Raw genomic sequence first — 17,777 nt, 5'->3', positions numbered from 1 at the left:
CTAAAGTGGCGATCATCGCGAGCCCCGGTCATCAATTGATTCCTCGGGGTCCCGGCGACCGAAACCACCGGTAGGAATCAATTACAGGGTCGTCGTTCAAGGAGGAACGCGCACATGAAGCGAACAACCAAACAAGCCGTGGCGACGGCCTCAGCCAGCTCGCGACGTTACAAAAAATTCGTCATCGCCCTCGCCGCATGGGCATCGCTGCTGACCGGAGCCTCATCGGCTCAGGCGTTCGGCGGGCACGGCGGCGAGCGAATCGTCAGCTCGGAAGTCGTCAGTGACGTCGCTGTCGGAGAATCGTACGAAGGCGGTGAATACGTCGGCGGCGACTGTGCCAGCGGAAACTGCGGTGGCGGTGCCGGTGCGGTACAAAACCGCGAATACGGGCAACCAGACCTGTTTTACAACTTCTATACGCAGGGCGGAGCCAATTCGGCCAACGCTCAGATGTATGTTTCGCCCGTACCGACACCACCCCACGTGGGCCATACGTTCCTGACGTACCAGCCGTTTTACCCCCACGAGATGCTTTATAAGCATACCGACAAGTTTCACAACTATTATGACGGGGGTCGGGGAATGAACCGGACGCGGGTTTCGTACTCGTATCCACCGGTCAAAACGGCCGTCAGCAATTTCTATTGGAACGTGCTGCGGTTACCCCGATAGCTCGCGGTTTCGCCCTCATCGCCCCTCGAAACACAGGGATTCCCCAAAACATGGGGAAACAATGTCATGATTCGAAGAACACTGCTCTGTCTCGCCGTGATCGCGGCCGCCTGCTCGTCGTCTACAACGACACCGAAAGCGGAAGCCAGCGACATTTACGGGATGACTCACGTTTGGAACCTGAATTACGCCCAAACGCGTCCCTGGCACGGCAATTACTACTACGCACCCTACGGTCAACCGACCGCCCTGGTCGTGCCCCCCACGGTCAGCATGCGGCAAACCTACTCGTGGGGCGTCAGCCAAAACCTGATGTATCCGGTTCACCACCAGTTCGGCCGCAACGCGTCCAGCCCTGGTGCCGCGGCTCCCGGCCAGTTTCGCCCCACGCCGAATTGGCCCAGCCACACCGATCAATACGGAATCTATAACGTTCGAGGCCCTTGGTAGCCTCTACGGGATTTCATCAGATACGAGGCCTCGCGTGAAAACGCTTTCCCGCGACGATCGCGAGGCCCGTCAGACGTCATAACCTTCAAAGTCGCCTTGGGTCCGCCAGCCCGGGGCGGCTTTTTTGCTGCGCAGTCCGTCCTTAGTGAACGGGCGCACCTAAGTTTCACTGCAACGAATTCACAACCAGATTCTCTGGACTCGACCGTGCGCAGGCGTCAAACCTGCCGATAATAGGTAATGTCCACGCAGTTGCATCCGGCGAAACATCCGTTTTCGTCTCGTTTTTCCCTCGGTCACGATTCGACGCATCATGGGTCGCATTCAATCTTCTATCGGACTCGTTACTGGTACCGACATTGTCGGCACGGTCGATCAACTGATGGCCATCAGTGCGCAGCCTCGCGACCGATTGCTCAGCAAAGCCGCGGAAATCCAGGGACAACAGCAACAAATCGCGTCGTTGACGGCGACCGTGATTGGTGTGCAATTGGCGGGCGACTCGTTGGGTTCCGCGTCGCTGTTTCGCAGCAAAAAAGCGACTTCATCGAACACCGATGCGCTGTCGGTCAGCACCAACGATAACGCGATCGCAGGCGAACACACCGTTCGGACGCTGCAAACGGCTGCCACCCACAACATCCAATCGGCACAGCGTTACGAAGCCCAAGACGAGGCTCTCGGCCTGACCGGAAGTTTGACGATTCAGCCGAGCGGTTTTGTCGATGACAAAGTCCTCTTGTCCACCCTCAACGACGGGCTCGGCGTCCAGGCAGGAAAAATTCGCCTGACAGACCGGTCGGGCGCCACCGCGGAAGTCGACCTTTCCTCCGCTCGCACGATCGATGACGTCTTGGACGCGATCAACGATTCGGGCGTCGACATTCAAGCGACGACCAGCAACGGCAAGATCCGCTTAATCGACCAAACGGGAAAAACAGACTCCAACCTCCGCGTCGAACAGCTCGGCAACGCGGAAACCGCCGCCGACCTCGGACTGTGGGGCATCGACGAAGCCTCCTCGACGGTCGACGGAAAAGAAATTGACCTGCCCGAAGGAACCACTTCCCTGCAAGGCGCCTCGCTGACGCAGCTCGGTGGCGGCTCGGGACTCGGCACCCTCACCGATTTTGACATCGAACTGGCCGACGGAACCTCCGCCAACATCGACGTCTCCTCCGCCGGATCACTCGGCGAGGTCATCGATGCGATCAACGGCAGCGGTCTCGAACTGATCGCACGGATCAACGACGCCGGCAACGGAATCCGGTTGCGTGATGTTTCCGGCGGCGCCGGCTCCTTCACCGTCAGCAGTTCCGACGAAACGGCTGCGAACCTGGGCATCGACGGAACAACGGACGACTCGATCATCGTTGGCGCCGACCTCAACCTGCAAACGGTCTCGCTCGACACTCAACTGTCCGACCTCAATCAGGGCCGCGGCGTCGGCACGGGCAGCTTCACGATCACCGATTCCGATGGCGACACCGGCGCGATCAACATCTCCGTCGACGAGATCGAAACGGTCGGCGACCTGATCGACAAAATCAACGGGCTCAGCATCAACGTCACCGCGTCGATCAATGAAGCGGGCGACGGGATCGTGATCACCGATAACGCCGCCGGAACGGGAGCGTTGAAGATCAGCGACACCGGCACCGGAGAAGTCGCATCCAACCTCGGCATCGAAGGCACCGCCGAATCCGACACACTCGTCGGCAGTGAAGCGACAACGATCGAAATCACCGCCGACGACACGCTCGATTCCATCGTCGATAAGATCAACGAGTCCGGCCGTTACGCCGATGCGTCCGTCATCGCTAACGACGACGGCACCTACTCGTTGCAAATCCGGGCTAATAAAGGCGGCGAAACAGGACGGATCGGTGTCAACACATCGGGCTTGGAACTGAATCTACGCACCGCGTCGCAGGGCCGCGATGCCGTGATCTCGATCGCGACCGAAGGCGGTACCACCCGATTCTTGAATTCATCGGACGGTGTTTTTGAAGATTCCATCACCGGGCTCGACTTCACGGTGAAAGAGGTTTCGACCAATCCGATCCAAGTCAGCGTCGCCGATGATCCCGGTGCCGCGGTAACCGCGATCAAGCGATTCGCCGAACAGTACAACAAACTCGTCGACCTTATCGACGAAGTGACGTTCTACGACGCCGACAACCAAGAAGTCGGCCTGCTATTCGGTTCGACCGAAACGCTGCGGATTCAAAACGGCTACTCCCGGTTGCTGACCAGCAGCGTTTCGGGTGCCGGCGATATCAAGTCGCTCGCGCAACTCGGCATCCGCCTCGACGAGACCGGTAAACTCGCCGTCGACGAAACCAAACTCACCGATGCACTCAACGAAGACGCCGATGCGGTGAACGAGTTCTTCAACCGCACCAACGACGAAGACGAGAACATCGGAATGGTCGGAATGCTCAGCGATCTGGCAGATCGTTATGCGGGTTCCGACAGCGGGATGTTGATCAACAAGACCCAAACGCTCAACACTCAACTCGAGCGGAACAACGAACGCGTCGACTCCATGAACACGCGGCTCGAATCACAGCGTGAACAGCTGCTCAAGAACTATTACGCCATGGAAGAAGCGATCGCGAAGATCCAATCCAACTCCTCGTACGCGTCCGGAATCAGCTACATCGGCAACGATTACTAATCGTCCGTCGCTGCAGCCTCCTCTCCCGCTCAACGTCCGCAACACCGCGTGATGCCCCGCATGCGACCTCGGCATCACGATCGCATGTCGCTCCCGTAAGCGAGCGAACAGATGCAGCTTAAAAGTCGCGCATCCGTTGCACGCCCCCTAGGCATTGATGTGCCTTAACTTCTCGTCGCCCCCCGCTGGATCTCGCCAACGTCTCCGACCGCGCAAGATGCAACCAATTTGCTGCGTTGCGATCTCTCCCATTGGCGCGCCCTGTTCGTGGATCATTTCCCCCAAAACGCGTGAGGGAATGCAGCCCGGATAAATGTAGCACCCCGACGTAAAGAATTGGAATGCTGTGTGCTTTGTCGTGATACACAAACCCACTCATTCGTTTTTCTCGTCTCGACCCAGTGCACACGTTCATGCGTGGACGGTGTGTGTACGCCTCTGGTTATTCAATGCACGGTGCCCCACAACCTACCGCCACACTCCCGGTCGATGTTTCATCGCCTGAGCGTCTGGTAGTGGTCGGCGGGGGAATGGCAGCACACGGTTTTTGCCGGCGAATGATCGAATCAAAATATCGGTCTCGGTATTGCGTATCCGTTTTCGGCGAAGAACCCCGCCCGGCGTATGACCGCGTGAATCTCTCGTCCCTTTTGGCTGGTCGTGACGAGTCCGAACTGCTGCTGTCACCGAAAGAGTGGTACGAACAAAACGCCATCGAACTGCACACCGGCCGCCGGATCACGCGGATCGATCTCCAACGACGCGAGATCCACGATGACGCAGGCAACATCGAACCATACGACAAACTCGTCCTTGCGACCGGATCGTATCCGTGGGTCCCACCGATCGCGGGCACAAAAAGCACAGGCGTTTTCGTTTACCGAACGATCGACGATCTGGAAGCTATACGCGATTACGTCAACGCCAAGAACGCGAAAACGTCCGCGGTCATCGGCGGTGGGCTTCTCGGTCTCGAAGCCGCGAAGGTGATCAAAGACCTCGGCCTTTCGACGACGATCCTCGAAGTCGCACCGGGATTGATGCCTCGCCAACTCGACGCTCACGCGGCCAAAGTCCTACGAGAGAAAGTTCAATCGCTCGGTGTCGATGTGCATGTCACACGGCGAACCAACCGCATCGTTCCGAGCAACGGCCAACTGAGACTCGAATTCGAAAACGCCGATCCACTCGACGTCGATATCGTGTTGGTCGCCGCGGGCATTCGCCCACGTGATGAACTCGCACGGGAGGCAGGGTTGCAACTCGGCCCCCGGGGCGGCATCGCCGTCAATCGGCGTCTGGAAACCAGCGATCCTCACGTCTACGCAATCGGCGAATGCGCCGCCGTGGACGGACACATTCACGGTTTGGTGGCGCCGTGCTACCGCATGGCCGATGTATTGGCGGCGCGGTTGTCCGACGAGACTCCTGAATTCGTTGACAACGAGGAAGCCGTTGAACTGAAATTACTGGGTGTCCCCGTTATTACGTTGGGCAAAGCGATCGGAGAATCGACGTCGGGCGTCGTGATCACTCACGCCGGCACGGAAGGATATCGCAAAATCATCCTGGAACAGGGACGTATGGTCGGCGCCGCATCCGTCGGTCAGTGGGACGACGTGAACCTGATCCGCATGTCCGTCGCTCAGCACAAACGGCTTTGGCCGATGCAGCGGATTCGGTTCCTGAAAACCGGAACGCCTTACGCCGGCGGAGCAGGACTTTCGATTCATCAGTGGCCCGGCCATGCGACGGTTTGCTCGTGCATGGGCGTCTCCCGCGAACAACTCGGTCTCGCGATCGCCGACGGTTGCCGTACTGCACCTGAATTATCTCTCGCGACCGGGGCGGGAACCGCGTGTGGCACATGTAAAAACCTGCTATGCGAATTGGTCGGCGAAGGTCCACAAAAGGTCAACACCCGTGGATCCAATGCGGTCCTGGTTGCCTCGTTCATCGCCGTCTGCCTAGCGGCTGCGTTGGCGATCATGCCGCCGATTCCGTTCGCCACCAGCGTCCAGGACAGCTGGCGCAAAATCGACGCGTTCTGGCGTGACGGTTTTACGAAACAAGTGACCGGGTTCAGTTTGCTATTCATCATGCTGGCCGCGTTGACGTTTTCGCTGCGAAAGCGATCACGAGTGATCCGTCGTGGTGACTACGGATTATGGCGTGCCGCTCACGCGATATTGGGCACGGCAATGGTGTTCGGATTAATTGTGCATACGGGCATCCGCATGGGCAGCAACCTGAACTTTGCACTCAGCCTCACGTTTTTGTCGCTCTCGTTTGTTGGCGGATTGGCGGGACTCGCCTCATCGCTCGAACCAAAACTGAGTGGCGAATCGGCAATGTTCGTTCGGGCGTGGCGTCCCAAACTGACATGGATTCATATCGCACTTTTTGTCCCCCTGCCGGCCCTTTTGGCGGGGCACATTGTGAGTGTGTACTGGTATTGAAATGAAAGGATCAAAACGGCTGTGGTATTGGTTGATCGGAACCAACGTGATCTTGTTCGGCATCATCGCTTATTCAGCGATAGCTCCGGGTGCGTTGACCAAGACGATCTTGTTACCAGGCGAGACCAGTCACGGGCACTACCAGATCGAGATGCGTTGCGACGTGTGCCATACCGAGGGCAACGGCATTCGCGAGGACGCATGCTTGGATTGTCACGCCGAGGAACTCCGACTCGCCAAAGACACACACCCGTCGAGCAAATTCAACGATCCGTCCAATGCAGACCTGTTGAACGTTCTCGACGCCACCAATTGCCTGACCTGTCACCGCGAACATGTTCAAGAGCAGACGCTCGTGATGGGGCTAACGATGCCCGCTGACTATTGCTACCACTGCCATCAAGAGACGCTCGAAACACGACCGAGTCACGCAGATTTCGCGTTCGACTCCTGTGCAACGGCGGGTTGCCACAACTACCACGACAACACTGCTCTCTACGAAAACTTCCTGAACAAGCATGCCGGGGAAGACGACTTCCTCGCTGAAATGGTGGGGCTCGCACGCTCCTCACCCAGCCCTCCCACGGCGAGTCAACTCACCCAAATAGCCGCCGACGCTCCCGAATCCTTATCGGGTGACGCCGCCATCCTCGACGATTGGGCGTCAACGGCTCACGCTGCCGCAGGGGTGAACTGCAGCGGTTGTCACGCGACCGAAGTACTCAACGAATCCGCAAATCAAACCACGAATCATGAGGCCGACAGTGCGAGCGATGAATTCCGATGGAGCCGAACCGTTTCGCTCGATACGTGTGGGCAATGTCACGAACGCGAACGAGACACGTTCCTACTCGGACATCATGGCATGCGATTGGCGCAAGACCTCCCCGCGATGACGCCGGCGGAAGCCCGTATTCCGATGCACGTCGACGCCGCCCACCGACAACTCGACTGCAATGCGTGCCATTCAGGCCACCGATTTGACACGACCTACGCGTCGGTCGAGGCATGCCTGGGATGCCATAACGACGATCACAGCAACGCGTTCACGCAGACCAGTCACTACGACGTTTGGCAGCAAGAACTCGCTGGCGAGTCTCCGGTGGGCAGCGGCGTGACCTGCGCGACCTGCCATCTCCCTCGCGTCGAAGATGACGACGGCAACGTCTGGGTTCAACACAACCAAAACGCCAACCTTCGTCCGAACGAAAAAATGATTCGCGAGGTTTGCATGAATTGCCACGGACTGGCGTTCTCGATTGACGCTCTCGCTGATCAAGATTTGATTCAGAATTGCTTCGCCACGTCGCCCTCGCAACACATCGAAAGTGTCGATCTCGCTAAAGCGAGGTTTGATGAAAAGCAACGCAAAAGGGAGGCTCGTTTGAAGAAGAAATAGACATCATCAATATCCACGTCCCGGTATCCAACGCCCCGGCAACTCTGCCGACAATCCATATCTGCCATCTCACCATGGCATCAACACTCAAGGAACTCATCATGAAATTTCAAACGAAAGCATCACTCTCACTACTCGGTCTGCTGTGCCTCCTGGCCGCAACAACCACGGGATGCGGCGGCAACACCACCGCGACCGCTTCGGCGACTCCATCACCACCTGCCGAAACCGGCATCCCGTATCAGAAGTTCGCCGATGCCGTCCACGCGGTCATGATGGCCGACCGAACCGTGTACGCGTCCAAAGTCGTCACGCGTCTGAAAAAGCAAGACGCCCCGGTGACACCGAGTGAGTATTGGGAAGATGAAGAACACACCATCCCTCTGCCCGCTCAAATGTTCCGCATGGGATCCGAATTGGTATTCGAGAATCCGGAAGCCGGCTTCACATACGCGCTCAAGAGCAAGTGGCCTCTGAACGAACAAAACCGTCCCAAGAGTGATTTCGAAATCCAAGCTCTCGACTATCTCGTCGAACACCCCGACGAGAACTTTTACGGCGAAGAAGAACTCGGTGGCGAAAAGTACTTTGTCGCCGCCTACGCCGACAAAGCCGTCGCGGAGGCATGTTGGAGTTGCCACAACGACCACGGTAATCGCGAAGACAACTATCCCGAATTCGTCAAAGACGATGTCATGGGCGGCGTGATCGTCCGGGTCCCGATGCAGTAACGCGGAACGTTCTTCCCGACGCCAATTCTCATACGCTCATGACATTTCATAGCGTGCACAAGGAAGGAACCAACATGGGTACGGACGCCCGTTTTTTCGACGTCGTATTTATTTCGCAATCATTTTCCAAAGAGAACCATCACGATGACGCCCGAACAAGTCACCCTCGTCAAAGAGAGCTGGGAAAAAGTCAAACCGATTTCGGAACAAGCCGCTGAGCTGTTCTACGGCCGACTGTTCATGCTCGACCCCGAGCTGAAATCGCTGTTCAAGAACGACATGAGCGAGCAAGGAAAGAAACTGATGGCGACGATCTCGCTCGCCGTCGCATCGCTCGACCGACTCGAAACGATCTTACCAACGGTCCAAGCGTTGGGTCAAAAGCACGCGGCACAGTACAACGTACCCGACTCGAGTTACGCGACCGTGGGCGAAGCACTCATCTGGACGCTCCAGCAGGGACTCGGCGACGCCTTCACTGACGACGTCAAGGAAGCGTGGCTGCTGACCTACTCGACCCTCTCGGCCGCTATGCTCAGTGGCACCGAAGCGACCGCCTAAGTGATCGTTCGCTCGTCCAAAAGCCGATTCACGCGTCCTCTCGGCGACGCGTTCCAGGCCTTTTAGGCATGTATTCTCAAAGGCCCTGTCGATCGTGACACGGCCTATCTAAACAAAGGAGCCTTCGCTCCAACGGCACTTCAAGTGTTGACGTGCTCGTTCACGGCAGCAGCATTCACTAGGACTCAGTCGCCCGAAGTCTCACGACATTGCCGGCACGCTTCCTGTCAGTGATCTAACGCGTGTTTGGTTTCAACGTGCGTTAAAAGATTGGGTCGCGAATGTGCGGGTGCCTACAAACGAGCCTGACTTGATCGAAATCAAGGCGAGCGAACCGAACATGACGCCGGTGTAGGCCAAGTCACCACTTACGGTGAACTGGAAGAACGGGATCGCGGCGGTGTAACACGCGGCCAGTCCGCCCATCGTAGGTGGGTAGAACGCCAGGAAGTGTGCGAAATTCGTCACAAGGAAGAACAACACGCTGCCGATCAAGCTACCCGCGATGATCCTGCCGCACGACGCCGCACCAAATTGCAACCCGTTGGCCCCGCGTACGAACCGAGCACCGATGACCAAGTTCACCAGCAGACAACCGTAGACGATTGGCATCAACGTGTGGAAACCGAGAAACAAATCGCTGATCAACATCGCACCGACGATCGCCGACGCCGCGACGACAGGCCGCAGGCAAACCGCGCCCGCGAACAGCCCGATCGCCGCCATTGGGGTGAAGTTCGGTGGGTGAGGCAACAGACGAGCGGCAACCGCAACCGCCATCGCAGCACCAATCATGGCAACCTGTGACGTCGAAATCGTGGACAACGAGCGGCGGATTCGTGTGGTAATCGTGTTCATAGCAGTGTTTCAAAAGGGAAAGGAAGCGGACGGTGTTAGGTTTCGTCTTGCCCACACGACGCAGGAAAAACGGATTCAAAGCGTCTTCGTTGCACGCAATTCAAAATGGAACGTTTTTCGTCCGTCGATGCAATCGACCAACGTCCAATTTCACTGAGTGTTCGATAGCAGCCACCGCAGATTTGTTGGTCGTTGACCTGACAAATCCCGATGCACGGCGAGCGAGGCGGCAATAGCGGCTCGTTGGAACGTGTCATCGTTGAATCTCCGATTGTAGGGAGAATGCCGTTGATAACAATTCGAGTTCGCTCATAGCGACGTCAACTGAGGCGGGTTCGATACGATTTGCCGCAGCACCCCCGTCGACTTCGGTGTCTGAAGACTCAATCTGAACCGAAGCAGTCGACACGAGGGCGTTACCGTCGACGTCGAAATCGGCTGACCTCAAGGCTTCATCGATACTTCGAGCCAGTGTCGAGTTGGCGAATGAAGTGGAATCCGATGCGTCCGATGGCAACGCCACGGGAGACGTCTCGACGATCGCACCTTCAGCAGGTTCGGACGTCGGTGCCCCGTTGTCATGTTCGTTGAGCCAGTTGATCACCTGCAGGGCATCGAGCGACGTGACGATGCCGTCGCCGGAGACGTCATAATAAATCCCGGCGAGTTCTTCCGCTGTCTGAGGTAATGGCAGCTCGAAGGATGGATTGGAATTGAGCCGATTGATGATCATCAGCGCGTCTCGAGCCGTGACAGCACCGCTCGCATCAACGTCGGCATTGAGCACGAGGTTTCGCCACGGTTGGTCTGTCGTGACCGTGACCTCGACACCGCCAGATTGAATCGTCGCAACGATCGATCCGCCATCCAACGTCATTCCACCGAGTCGCCACTCACCGATCCAGTTTAGCGATTGGCCAGCGGTTGAAATGATCCGAGGAATTGAATCTCCAAACAATTCAGTCAACGCCGCCAGATCCAAATCGAACACCGTCGACAAGCCTCCGTCATTCGATGCCGAAGCGCCCAACACCACGGTTTCAAAACCGATGACGCGACCATTTAACCACGCCGCGACATCGACAGATTCACCGTCCTCCAAATCAGTCGGCGAGATGATCACTGTGTCGACGCCGAGGCCGCCGTCGACAACGTCGAATGTCTTGCTGTTCAACCGCGCCCAATCGCTGCCGCCCGACAATCGAACCGTCAGCGATCCCGCCTCGACTGGATTCAGCGTGAACTGCTGCGGGCCGTTACTGAGTATCAGGTCGATGTTGGCATCGTCACCAAACTCGCCCAATACCACATCCGACACACCTCCTACTAAACGGTTGGATTCATCAACCCGCTGCAGTGTCAACGACGACGGCAAATCATCTTCCAAGACTGAGATCGCATCGGACATACCGATGTATCCGTCCGCACTCGCAGCCAGTTCCACCACTGCATCTCCCAAGTACTCGGCGTCATCGATCACCGACAGCGGAACTCGGATGCTATCCACGCCCGCGGGGATCACCACCGAAGAAGGGGCGGACAATCGTGACGGCAAGGTCGATTCCAGCGATACGGTCAACGCTTCGCTGACATCCGACGTGTTGCGATGAATCACCATCGAAGGTGCGGGGGCCGCCGAACGATCGATCACCAGTTCATCGATCGCGAAGTACGCGGGCGTGTTCATGCCATAATCGCCGACATCCGACGATGACATCGTGAACTGCAAACTCGACGCGGTCGACAACGAACTCAAATCGACCGTCGTCCATTCATCGACTACGTAGTCGAGCGAGTTATCTTCGAAACGATAGTCAGCCAAATAGAACTCAATCACGCCGACCGATTCGCCCGCGGCATTAAGCCCATCGATCGTCAATAAGAAGTAATCAGGATCGTCACCGCTCTCGCCACCGAACTGTTTCGCGAAATCGTCTCCCTCGAGCATCGAGAGCGCCGCGTACGTCGTGTTGGTGATCGAGATCGAACTGAATGATGCATCCGCAAAGTCGCCGGGCATCGAAATCGTCAAAGGCGAGACTCCGTATCCGCCCGCAACCGCAAAGGTCTCCGATCCGTTTGCACCGCCGCCGGGCTGAGTTCCATCCACATCGGTATACGCTGAAAACTGGTTCGTGAATCCCGCCGTGTTCACGTCCGTCACGTTCGATGCCGCCCAACCACTCCAACTGCCCCAGGTCGAATTGTAAGCCGTTGGGAACGAAACCGATCCGGCAGTGAATCCGCCCTGCCCGTCGGATCCGTTGTTGTACGACTCCGAACTTAACGATCCGCCAATGTCTTCAAATCCGATCGTCTGCACACCTTCAGACTCGCTGACCGAATCGTGAGACAGCGTCAGAGTCAGTACTTTGACGTCATCATCGACAAGCGAAACATCCACGTTGCCGTCAACATGGCCTACGGCGGTCGCGTTCACATGCCAAACTCCCCCGCCATCAAAGAGTGAGTTATCAATCCAGGTCACCGGAACCTCGACACTGGACATCCCCGCGGGAATCGTCACCGATGAGGGCAACAGAACATCCGCACGATCGTCTGAGAGATTGACAGCCAATGCCTCCGACGTGTCCAAAGTGTTACGCGTGATCGTCAACGTCGGCAGCGTTTCCGATTCACTTTCCAGCATCACGTTGTCGACCGCGAAGTACGCAGGTGTGTTCATTCCGAACGAACCGTTGTCCGATGATGAGAGGCTCATCGATAACACCGCCGCATCGCCGATGGAACTGACGTCGACGCTCGTCCAATCCATCAGGATGTAGTCGAGATCGTTGTTCTCGAACCGGAAATCAGCCAAGTACAATTCGACTTCACCGATCGAATTGCCGAACGTATCGAGTCCCTCGATCGTCAACAACAAGAAATCCGCATCGTCACCTGACTCACCACCGAACTTCTTCGCAAAGTCATCACCGTCTCGCATCGAGAGTGCCGCGTAGGTCGTGTTCGTGATGTCCAACGATGCGAACGGTTGGTCACCGGTCCTCGATATCGTTGCCGGGGATCCGGCGTAAGCGACGGCATAGGTGGACGAACCGTTCGCCCCGATGCCCGTCACGGCGCTGTACTGATTGAAATAACCAGGTGTTGTGGTGTCATTGCCGCGACTGATCGAGAACCCCGACCACAGATCGAAACCATACGAGTTGTCGAATGTGTTGTGCAGCGAGATCGGACCACTGACGAACTCGCCACCCGGTCCCGCGTTGTTGTCGAACTCGCCGACCGTCAACTCACGTCCGAGCAGTTCGAAATCGCCAATCGCTACCGCATCGGCTTCATCCAGACCACCCTCAGGACCCGTGATCGTCAGACTCGGCAACTCATCTTCGAGCACGCCAATCGTCTGCGTCATACCGACGTAACCGTCCGCACTCGCAGCCAGTTCCACCACTGCATCTCCCAAGTACTCGGCGTCATCGATCACCGACAGCGGAACTCGGATGCTATCCACGCCCGCGGGGATCACCACCGAAGAAGGGGCGGACAATCGTGACGGCAAGGTCGATTCCAGCGATACGGTCAACGCTTCGCTGACATCCGACGTGTTGCGATGAATCACCATCGAAGGTGCGGGGGCCGCCGAACGATCGATCACCAGTTCATCGATCGCGAAGTACGCGGGCGTGTTCATGCCATAATCGCCGACATCCGACGATGACATCGTGAACTGCAAACTCGACGCGGTCGACAACGAACTCAAATCGACCGTCGTCCATTCATCGACTACGTAGTCGAGCGAGTTATCTTCGAAACGATAGTCAGCCAAATAGAACTCAATCACGCCGACCGATTCGCCCGCGGCATTAAGCCCATCGATCGTCAATAAGAAGTAATCAGGATCGTCACCGCTCTCGCCACCGAACTGTTTCGCGAAATCGTCTCCCTCGAGCATCGAGAGCGCCGCGTACGTCGTGTTGGTGATCGAGATCGAACTGAATGATGCATCCGCAAAGTCGCCGGGCATCGAAATCGTCAAAGGCGAGACTCCGTATCCGCCCGCAACCGCAAAGGTCTCCGATCCGTTTGCACCGCCGCCGGGCTGAGTTCCATCCACATCGGTATACGCTGAAAACTGGTTCGTGAATCCCGCCGTGTTCACGTCCGTCACGTTCGATGCCGCCCAACCACTCCAACTGCCCCAGGTCGAATTGTAAGCCGTTGGGAACGAAACCGATCCGGCAGTGAATCCGCCCTGCCCGTCGGATCCGTTGTTGTACGACTCCGAACTTAACGATCCGCCAATGTCTTCAAATCCGATCGTCTGCACACCTTCAGACTCGCTGACCGAATCGTGAGACAGCGTCAGAGTCAGTACTTTGACGTCATCATCGACAAGCGAAACATCCACGTTGCCGTCAACATGGCCTACGGCGGTCGCGTTCACATGCCAAACTCCCCCGCCATCAAAGAGTGAGTTATCAATCCAGGTCACCGGAACCTCGACACTGGACATCCCCGCGGGAATCGTCACCGATGAGGGCAACAGAACATCCGCACGATCGTCTGAGAGATTGACAGCCAATGCCTCCGACGTGTCCAAAGTGTTACGCGTGATCGTCAACGTCGGCAGCGTTTCCGATTCACTTTCCAGCATCACGTTGTCGACCGCGAAGTACGCAGGTGTGTTCATTCCGAACGAACCGTTGTCCGATGATGAGAGGCTCATCGATAACACCGCCGCATCGCCGATGGAACTGACGTCGACGCTCGTCCAATCCATCAGGATGTAGTCGAGATCGTTGTTCTCGAACCGGAAATCAGCCAAGTACAATTCGACTTCACCGATCGAATTGCCGAACGTATCGAGTCCCTCGATCGTCAACAACAAGAAATCCGCATCGTCACCTGACTCACCACCGAACTTCTTCGCAAAGTCATCACCGTCTCGCATCGAGAGTGCCGCGTAGGTCGTGTTCGTGATGTCCAACGATGCGAACGGTTGGTCACCGGTCCTCGATATCGTTGCCGGGGATCCGGCGTAAGCGACGGCATAGGTGGACGAACCGTTCGCCCCGATGCCCGTCACGGCGCTGTACTGATTGAAATAACCAGGTGTTGTGGTGTCATTGCCGCGACTGATCGAGAACCCCGACCACAGATCGAAACCATACGAGTTGTCGAATGTGTTGTGCAGCGAGATCGGACCACTGACGAACTCGCCACCCGGTCCCGCGTTGTTGTCGAACTCGCCGACCGTCAACTCACGTCCGAGCAGTTCGAAATCGCCAATCGCTACCGCATCGGCTTCATCCAGACCACCCTCAGGACCGGTAATCGTCAATGCCGGCTGATCACTCTCCGTGACGGACAAACTCTTTGTCACCGAACCAATCCCCTCGGCGATCGCGGTGACTGACATTGCTGTTGTTCCGCTGACAATCCCGTCGGCGACCACTCGCATCGTTACTGAAATGGAATCGGATCCGATCGGAATCGAAACCACACCGCCACCGGTCACGCGTTCACCGAGCGTTGTGGACAGCGTCACCTCTTGAGCAACATCAAGCGAACTGCCGACTCGGCGGACAATCACGTTGAACTGCGTCGATTCAGAGACCTCCGTGACCGGTTCGCCCGCGAGGTCCTGCAGTTCAATCTGCAGAGACGCGGTGTCGTTGTCGGCAACAGTGACGTTCAACGTCGACGAAACGAAATTCGGATTACTGGCGGAGACCGGATAGACCGAGCGAACATTATCGATCGCGTCGTCGATCACACCAACGGTGAACGTCGTCGATGCACTGCCCGCTTCGAATGCCACGTCATTCGGCACGACCAACGGTCCACCCTCAGGCAACGAAAGCGTAACGGTGACCGGCAACGTATTGTCTTCGGTATTGCGGAACAGCGTTACTGTGCGAGTCGTCTCCGGAGACGACTCACTCAATTGAATGGCATTCGGTTCCATTCTCAACGTCGGCAAATCGTCTTCGGCGATTGAGATCGCAAGGATGGCGTCTTCACGCGAATCCGCAGTGGCTCGAATTTCACCTGCGCGTCCGTTACCAAACAGATCGTTATCGACCAACTGCACCGTCACGGTCGTTTCCCGCTGATTCGCGGCGAATTGAACGGACACCGGCACCACCAACGCTCCATCCAAATCGTCGCTCAGCGTCACCTCGAGCGATTGGCTCACATCGGCATCGTTACGACGCAGCGTCAGGAGCAACTCCCCGGCGTCCTCCGTCGTATTGACCGTCGCGGTGTCGAACGTGATCGCCAATGTCTCGTCGTCTTGGATCAGCAACGAACGCGTCGTCGGCAACAGGTTTTCCGCCGATGCGGTGACCTCCAATTGTCGATCGGCGGTAGGAATTTCGTCGTTCGTTGGCGTGATGTAGAAATCGATGTAGGGCGATCCCACGGGAATCGACACCGATTCTGGCAAGGCGGCTTGGTCGGATCCGGTTCGATCCAATGTCACGTCCAACACCGTCCTTGAATCGGCCGTCGGTCGCGAGACACGAACCAACACGGGCTCGTCTTCTCGCGTGACATCGGTTGCAAAATCCATCGGCACGGCCGCACGACGCAGCGTCACATTATCGACTGCAAAGAACGCGGGCGTGTTCATCCCGAACGCGCTGTTATCACTCGAGTCCATACTAAACTGCAACGATCGGGCGTTCGCCAAAGACGAGACGTCGACACGGGTCCACGAATCCAAAATCGTGTCCTGGGAATTGTCTTCAAACCGATAGTCACCCAACATCACGGTGACTTCACCGACCGAGTTGCCCGACGCATCCACGCCCGTCACGGTGAGCCGCAGGAAATCAGGATCATTGCCGGTGTCGCCGCCGAACTTGCCGGCGAACGAATCACCGTTGAGCATCGACAGTGCGGCATAGGTGGTATTGGTCACATAGAAAGAATCAAACCGTGAACCGCTCGCCGGATCGATCGTGATCGTCGGCGGCGGAAGCGGATCGGATGGCGACGAATCAAAAAAGCCGACCGCGAAGGTCTCTGAATTGTCATAGCCACCACCGGTGACGTTTCCGAATTGGTTGGCGAATCCAGCCGTCGAACTGTCCGTCGACTGCGAAATCGACCATCCCGACCAACTCTGATATTGAGTGCTGTAATCGTTATTGAGCGAAAGCTCTTCTTCGGTAAACCCGCCCGCGCCGCTGGCTCCGTTGTCGAACGTGGCCGAACCGAGCGAACTGCCGAGCGTTTCAAAATCGATCACGACTTCGCCGCTAGCCACTTCATGAATCACGCCGATGCCGTCGACATCCAATCCCGCCGATCCGAACGTGGGCGTCGGGTCGTAGATCGGATCTCCCGTGGTGTCCGTGGTCAGCCCGTCACCGACAATGTCGATCAAGCGTACGTGCGTCACGGCGGTCACGTCCAAACCGGCCGTCCCACGCAGTTCACCGAGGTCAAACGGAGTGCCGAACCCGCCCCGATACTTCCCGGCCAGATTGTTAATCTGTGTCGTGTCGACTTCACCGTAACTCGACACCGCCGACGCGGTCAGCGAGTCGCTCGCGAAACGGACAAAGTTCACACCGTCGGATGAAACTTCGACGAACCCGAGTTCCAAGAACGTGTCGTTGATCGAATTTTCAAACACCGCGAAATCGGCACCGAGTCCGTCGCGGATCGGCGTCTCGAATTCCAACGTGATCGAACCGCCTCGTCCGAGCGACACGACCTTGTCGAATTCGCCTTCGGCGGCACCGAGTGCCATGGTCGAGTCGGTCCACTGACTGTCGACATTCGACCCCGGCGAGTAGTCGGCGACCGCAGACGCCCATCCCACGATCGCCGAATCGTTAACGCTGATCGCGGTCGAACCTGCTTGCCCTGCCGCGGGCGCGTAAGGCCCCGCCGCGAGAAGCCGACGGTCCTCGAGCGACTGCACCAGGAGTCGTCGATTCAGGAGAGACTTTCGTTTCGTTTTCAATGTTGTGTTCATCATG

At 57.2% G+C, this 17,777-nt stretch carries 10 protein-coding genes; 7 read left to right on the top strand and 3 right to left on the bottom strand.

Going from position 1 to position 17,777, the window contains the following annotated elements; all coding sequences use genetic code 11:
- The first annotated feature begins 114 nt into the window (after positions 1-114).
- The 7 genes from FHS27_RS17720 to FHS27_RS17690 all read left to right on the top strand — a co-directional run bounded on the left by FHS27_RS17720 (position 115) and on the right by FHS27_RS17690 (position 8,955).
- Entirely contained in the window at positions 115-675 is a 561-nt protein-coding gene (locus tag FHS27_RS17720; protein ID WP_184306216.1) for a hypothetical protein, read from the top strand.
- Between the two features lie 66 nt (positions 676-741).
- Positions 742-1,125, top strand: a complete 384-nt coding sequence (locus FHS27_RS17715) for a hypothetical protein (protein WP_184306215.1) — start codon at positions 742-744, stop codon at positions 1,123-1,125.
- Between the two features lie 313 nt (positions 1,126-1,438).
- On the top strand, positions 1,439-3,805 hold the full coding sequence (fliD, locus tag FHS27_RS17710; RefSeq protein WP_184306214.1) for a flagellar filament capping protein FliD: 2,367 nt from the start codon (positions 1,439-1,441) through the stop codon (positions 3,803-3,805).
- Between the two features lie 449 nt (positions 3,806-4,254).
- Positions 4,255-6,264 (top strand): FAD-dependent oxidoreductase, encoded by a 2,010-nt coding sequence (locus tag FHS27_RS17705; RefSeq protein ID WP_184306213.1) that lies wholly within the window; start codon positions 4,255-4,257, stop codon positions 6,262-6,264.
- A 1-nt stretch (position 6,265) separates the two neighbouring features.
- Positions 6,266-7,663: a cytochrome c3 family protein gene (locus tag FHS27_RS17700; RefSeq protein WP_184306212.1), complete on the top strand. Its 1,398-nt coding sequence runs from the start codon at positions 6,266-6,268 to the stop codon at positions 7,661-7,663.
- 101 nt (positions 7,664-7,764) lie between these two features.
- Positions 7,765-8,394 carry a Tll0287-like domain-containing protein gene (locus tag FHS27_RS17695; protein ID WP_184306211.1) on the top strand — a complete coding sequence of 210 codons (630 nt, stop codon included), beginning with the start codon at positions 7,765-7,767 and terminating at the stop codon, positions 8,392-8,394.
- 144 nt (positions 8,395-8,538) lie between these two features.
- Complete coding sequence (locus FHS27_RS17690) at positions 8,539-8,955, top strand: globin family protein (protein ID WP_184306210.1); 417 nt, start codon at positions 8,539-8,541, stop codon at positions 8,953-8,955.
- Positions 8,956-9,207: 252 nt separating this feature from the next.
- Here FHS27_RS17690 and FHS27_RS17685 read toward each other — a convergent pair whose 3' ends face one another.
- Genes FHS27_RS17685 through FHS27_RS17675 form a run of 3 tightly spaced genes read right to left on the bottom strand, consistent with a single transcriptional unit; the run spans position 9,208 to position 17,776 of the window.
- On the bottom strand, positions 9,208-9,813 hold the full coding sequence (locus FHS27_RS17685; protein WP_184306209.1) for a DUF6580 family putative transport protein: 606 nt from the start codon (positions 9,811-9,813) through the stop codon (positions 9,208-9,210).
- A gap of 35 nt (positions 9,814-9,848) precedes the next feature.
- Entirely contained in the window at positions 9,849-10,070 is a 222-nt protein-coding gene (locus FHS27_RS17680; protein ID WP_009100303.1) for a DUF1289 domain-containing protein, read from the bottom strand.
- Positions 10,067-17,776: a DUF4465 domain-containing protein gene (locus FHS27_RS17675; RefSeq protein ID WP_184306208.1), complete on the bottom strand. Its 7,710-nt coding sequence runs from the start codon at positions 17,774-17,776 to the stop codon at positions 10,067-10,069. Before FHS27_RS17675 ends, FHS27_RS17680 begins: the two co-directional genes overlap by 4 nt.
- Between the last annotated feature and the right edge of the window lies 1 nt (position 17,777).

The organism is Aporhodopirellula rubra (genome assembly GCF_014192335.1).
Taxonomy (GTDB): Bacteria; Planctomycetota; Planctomycetia; order Pirellulales; family Pirellulaceae; genus Rhodopirellula; species Rhodopirellula rubra.
This window is presented reverse-complemented; position numbering and strand designations above follow the sequence as displayed.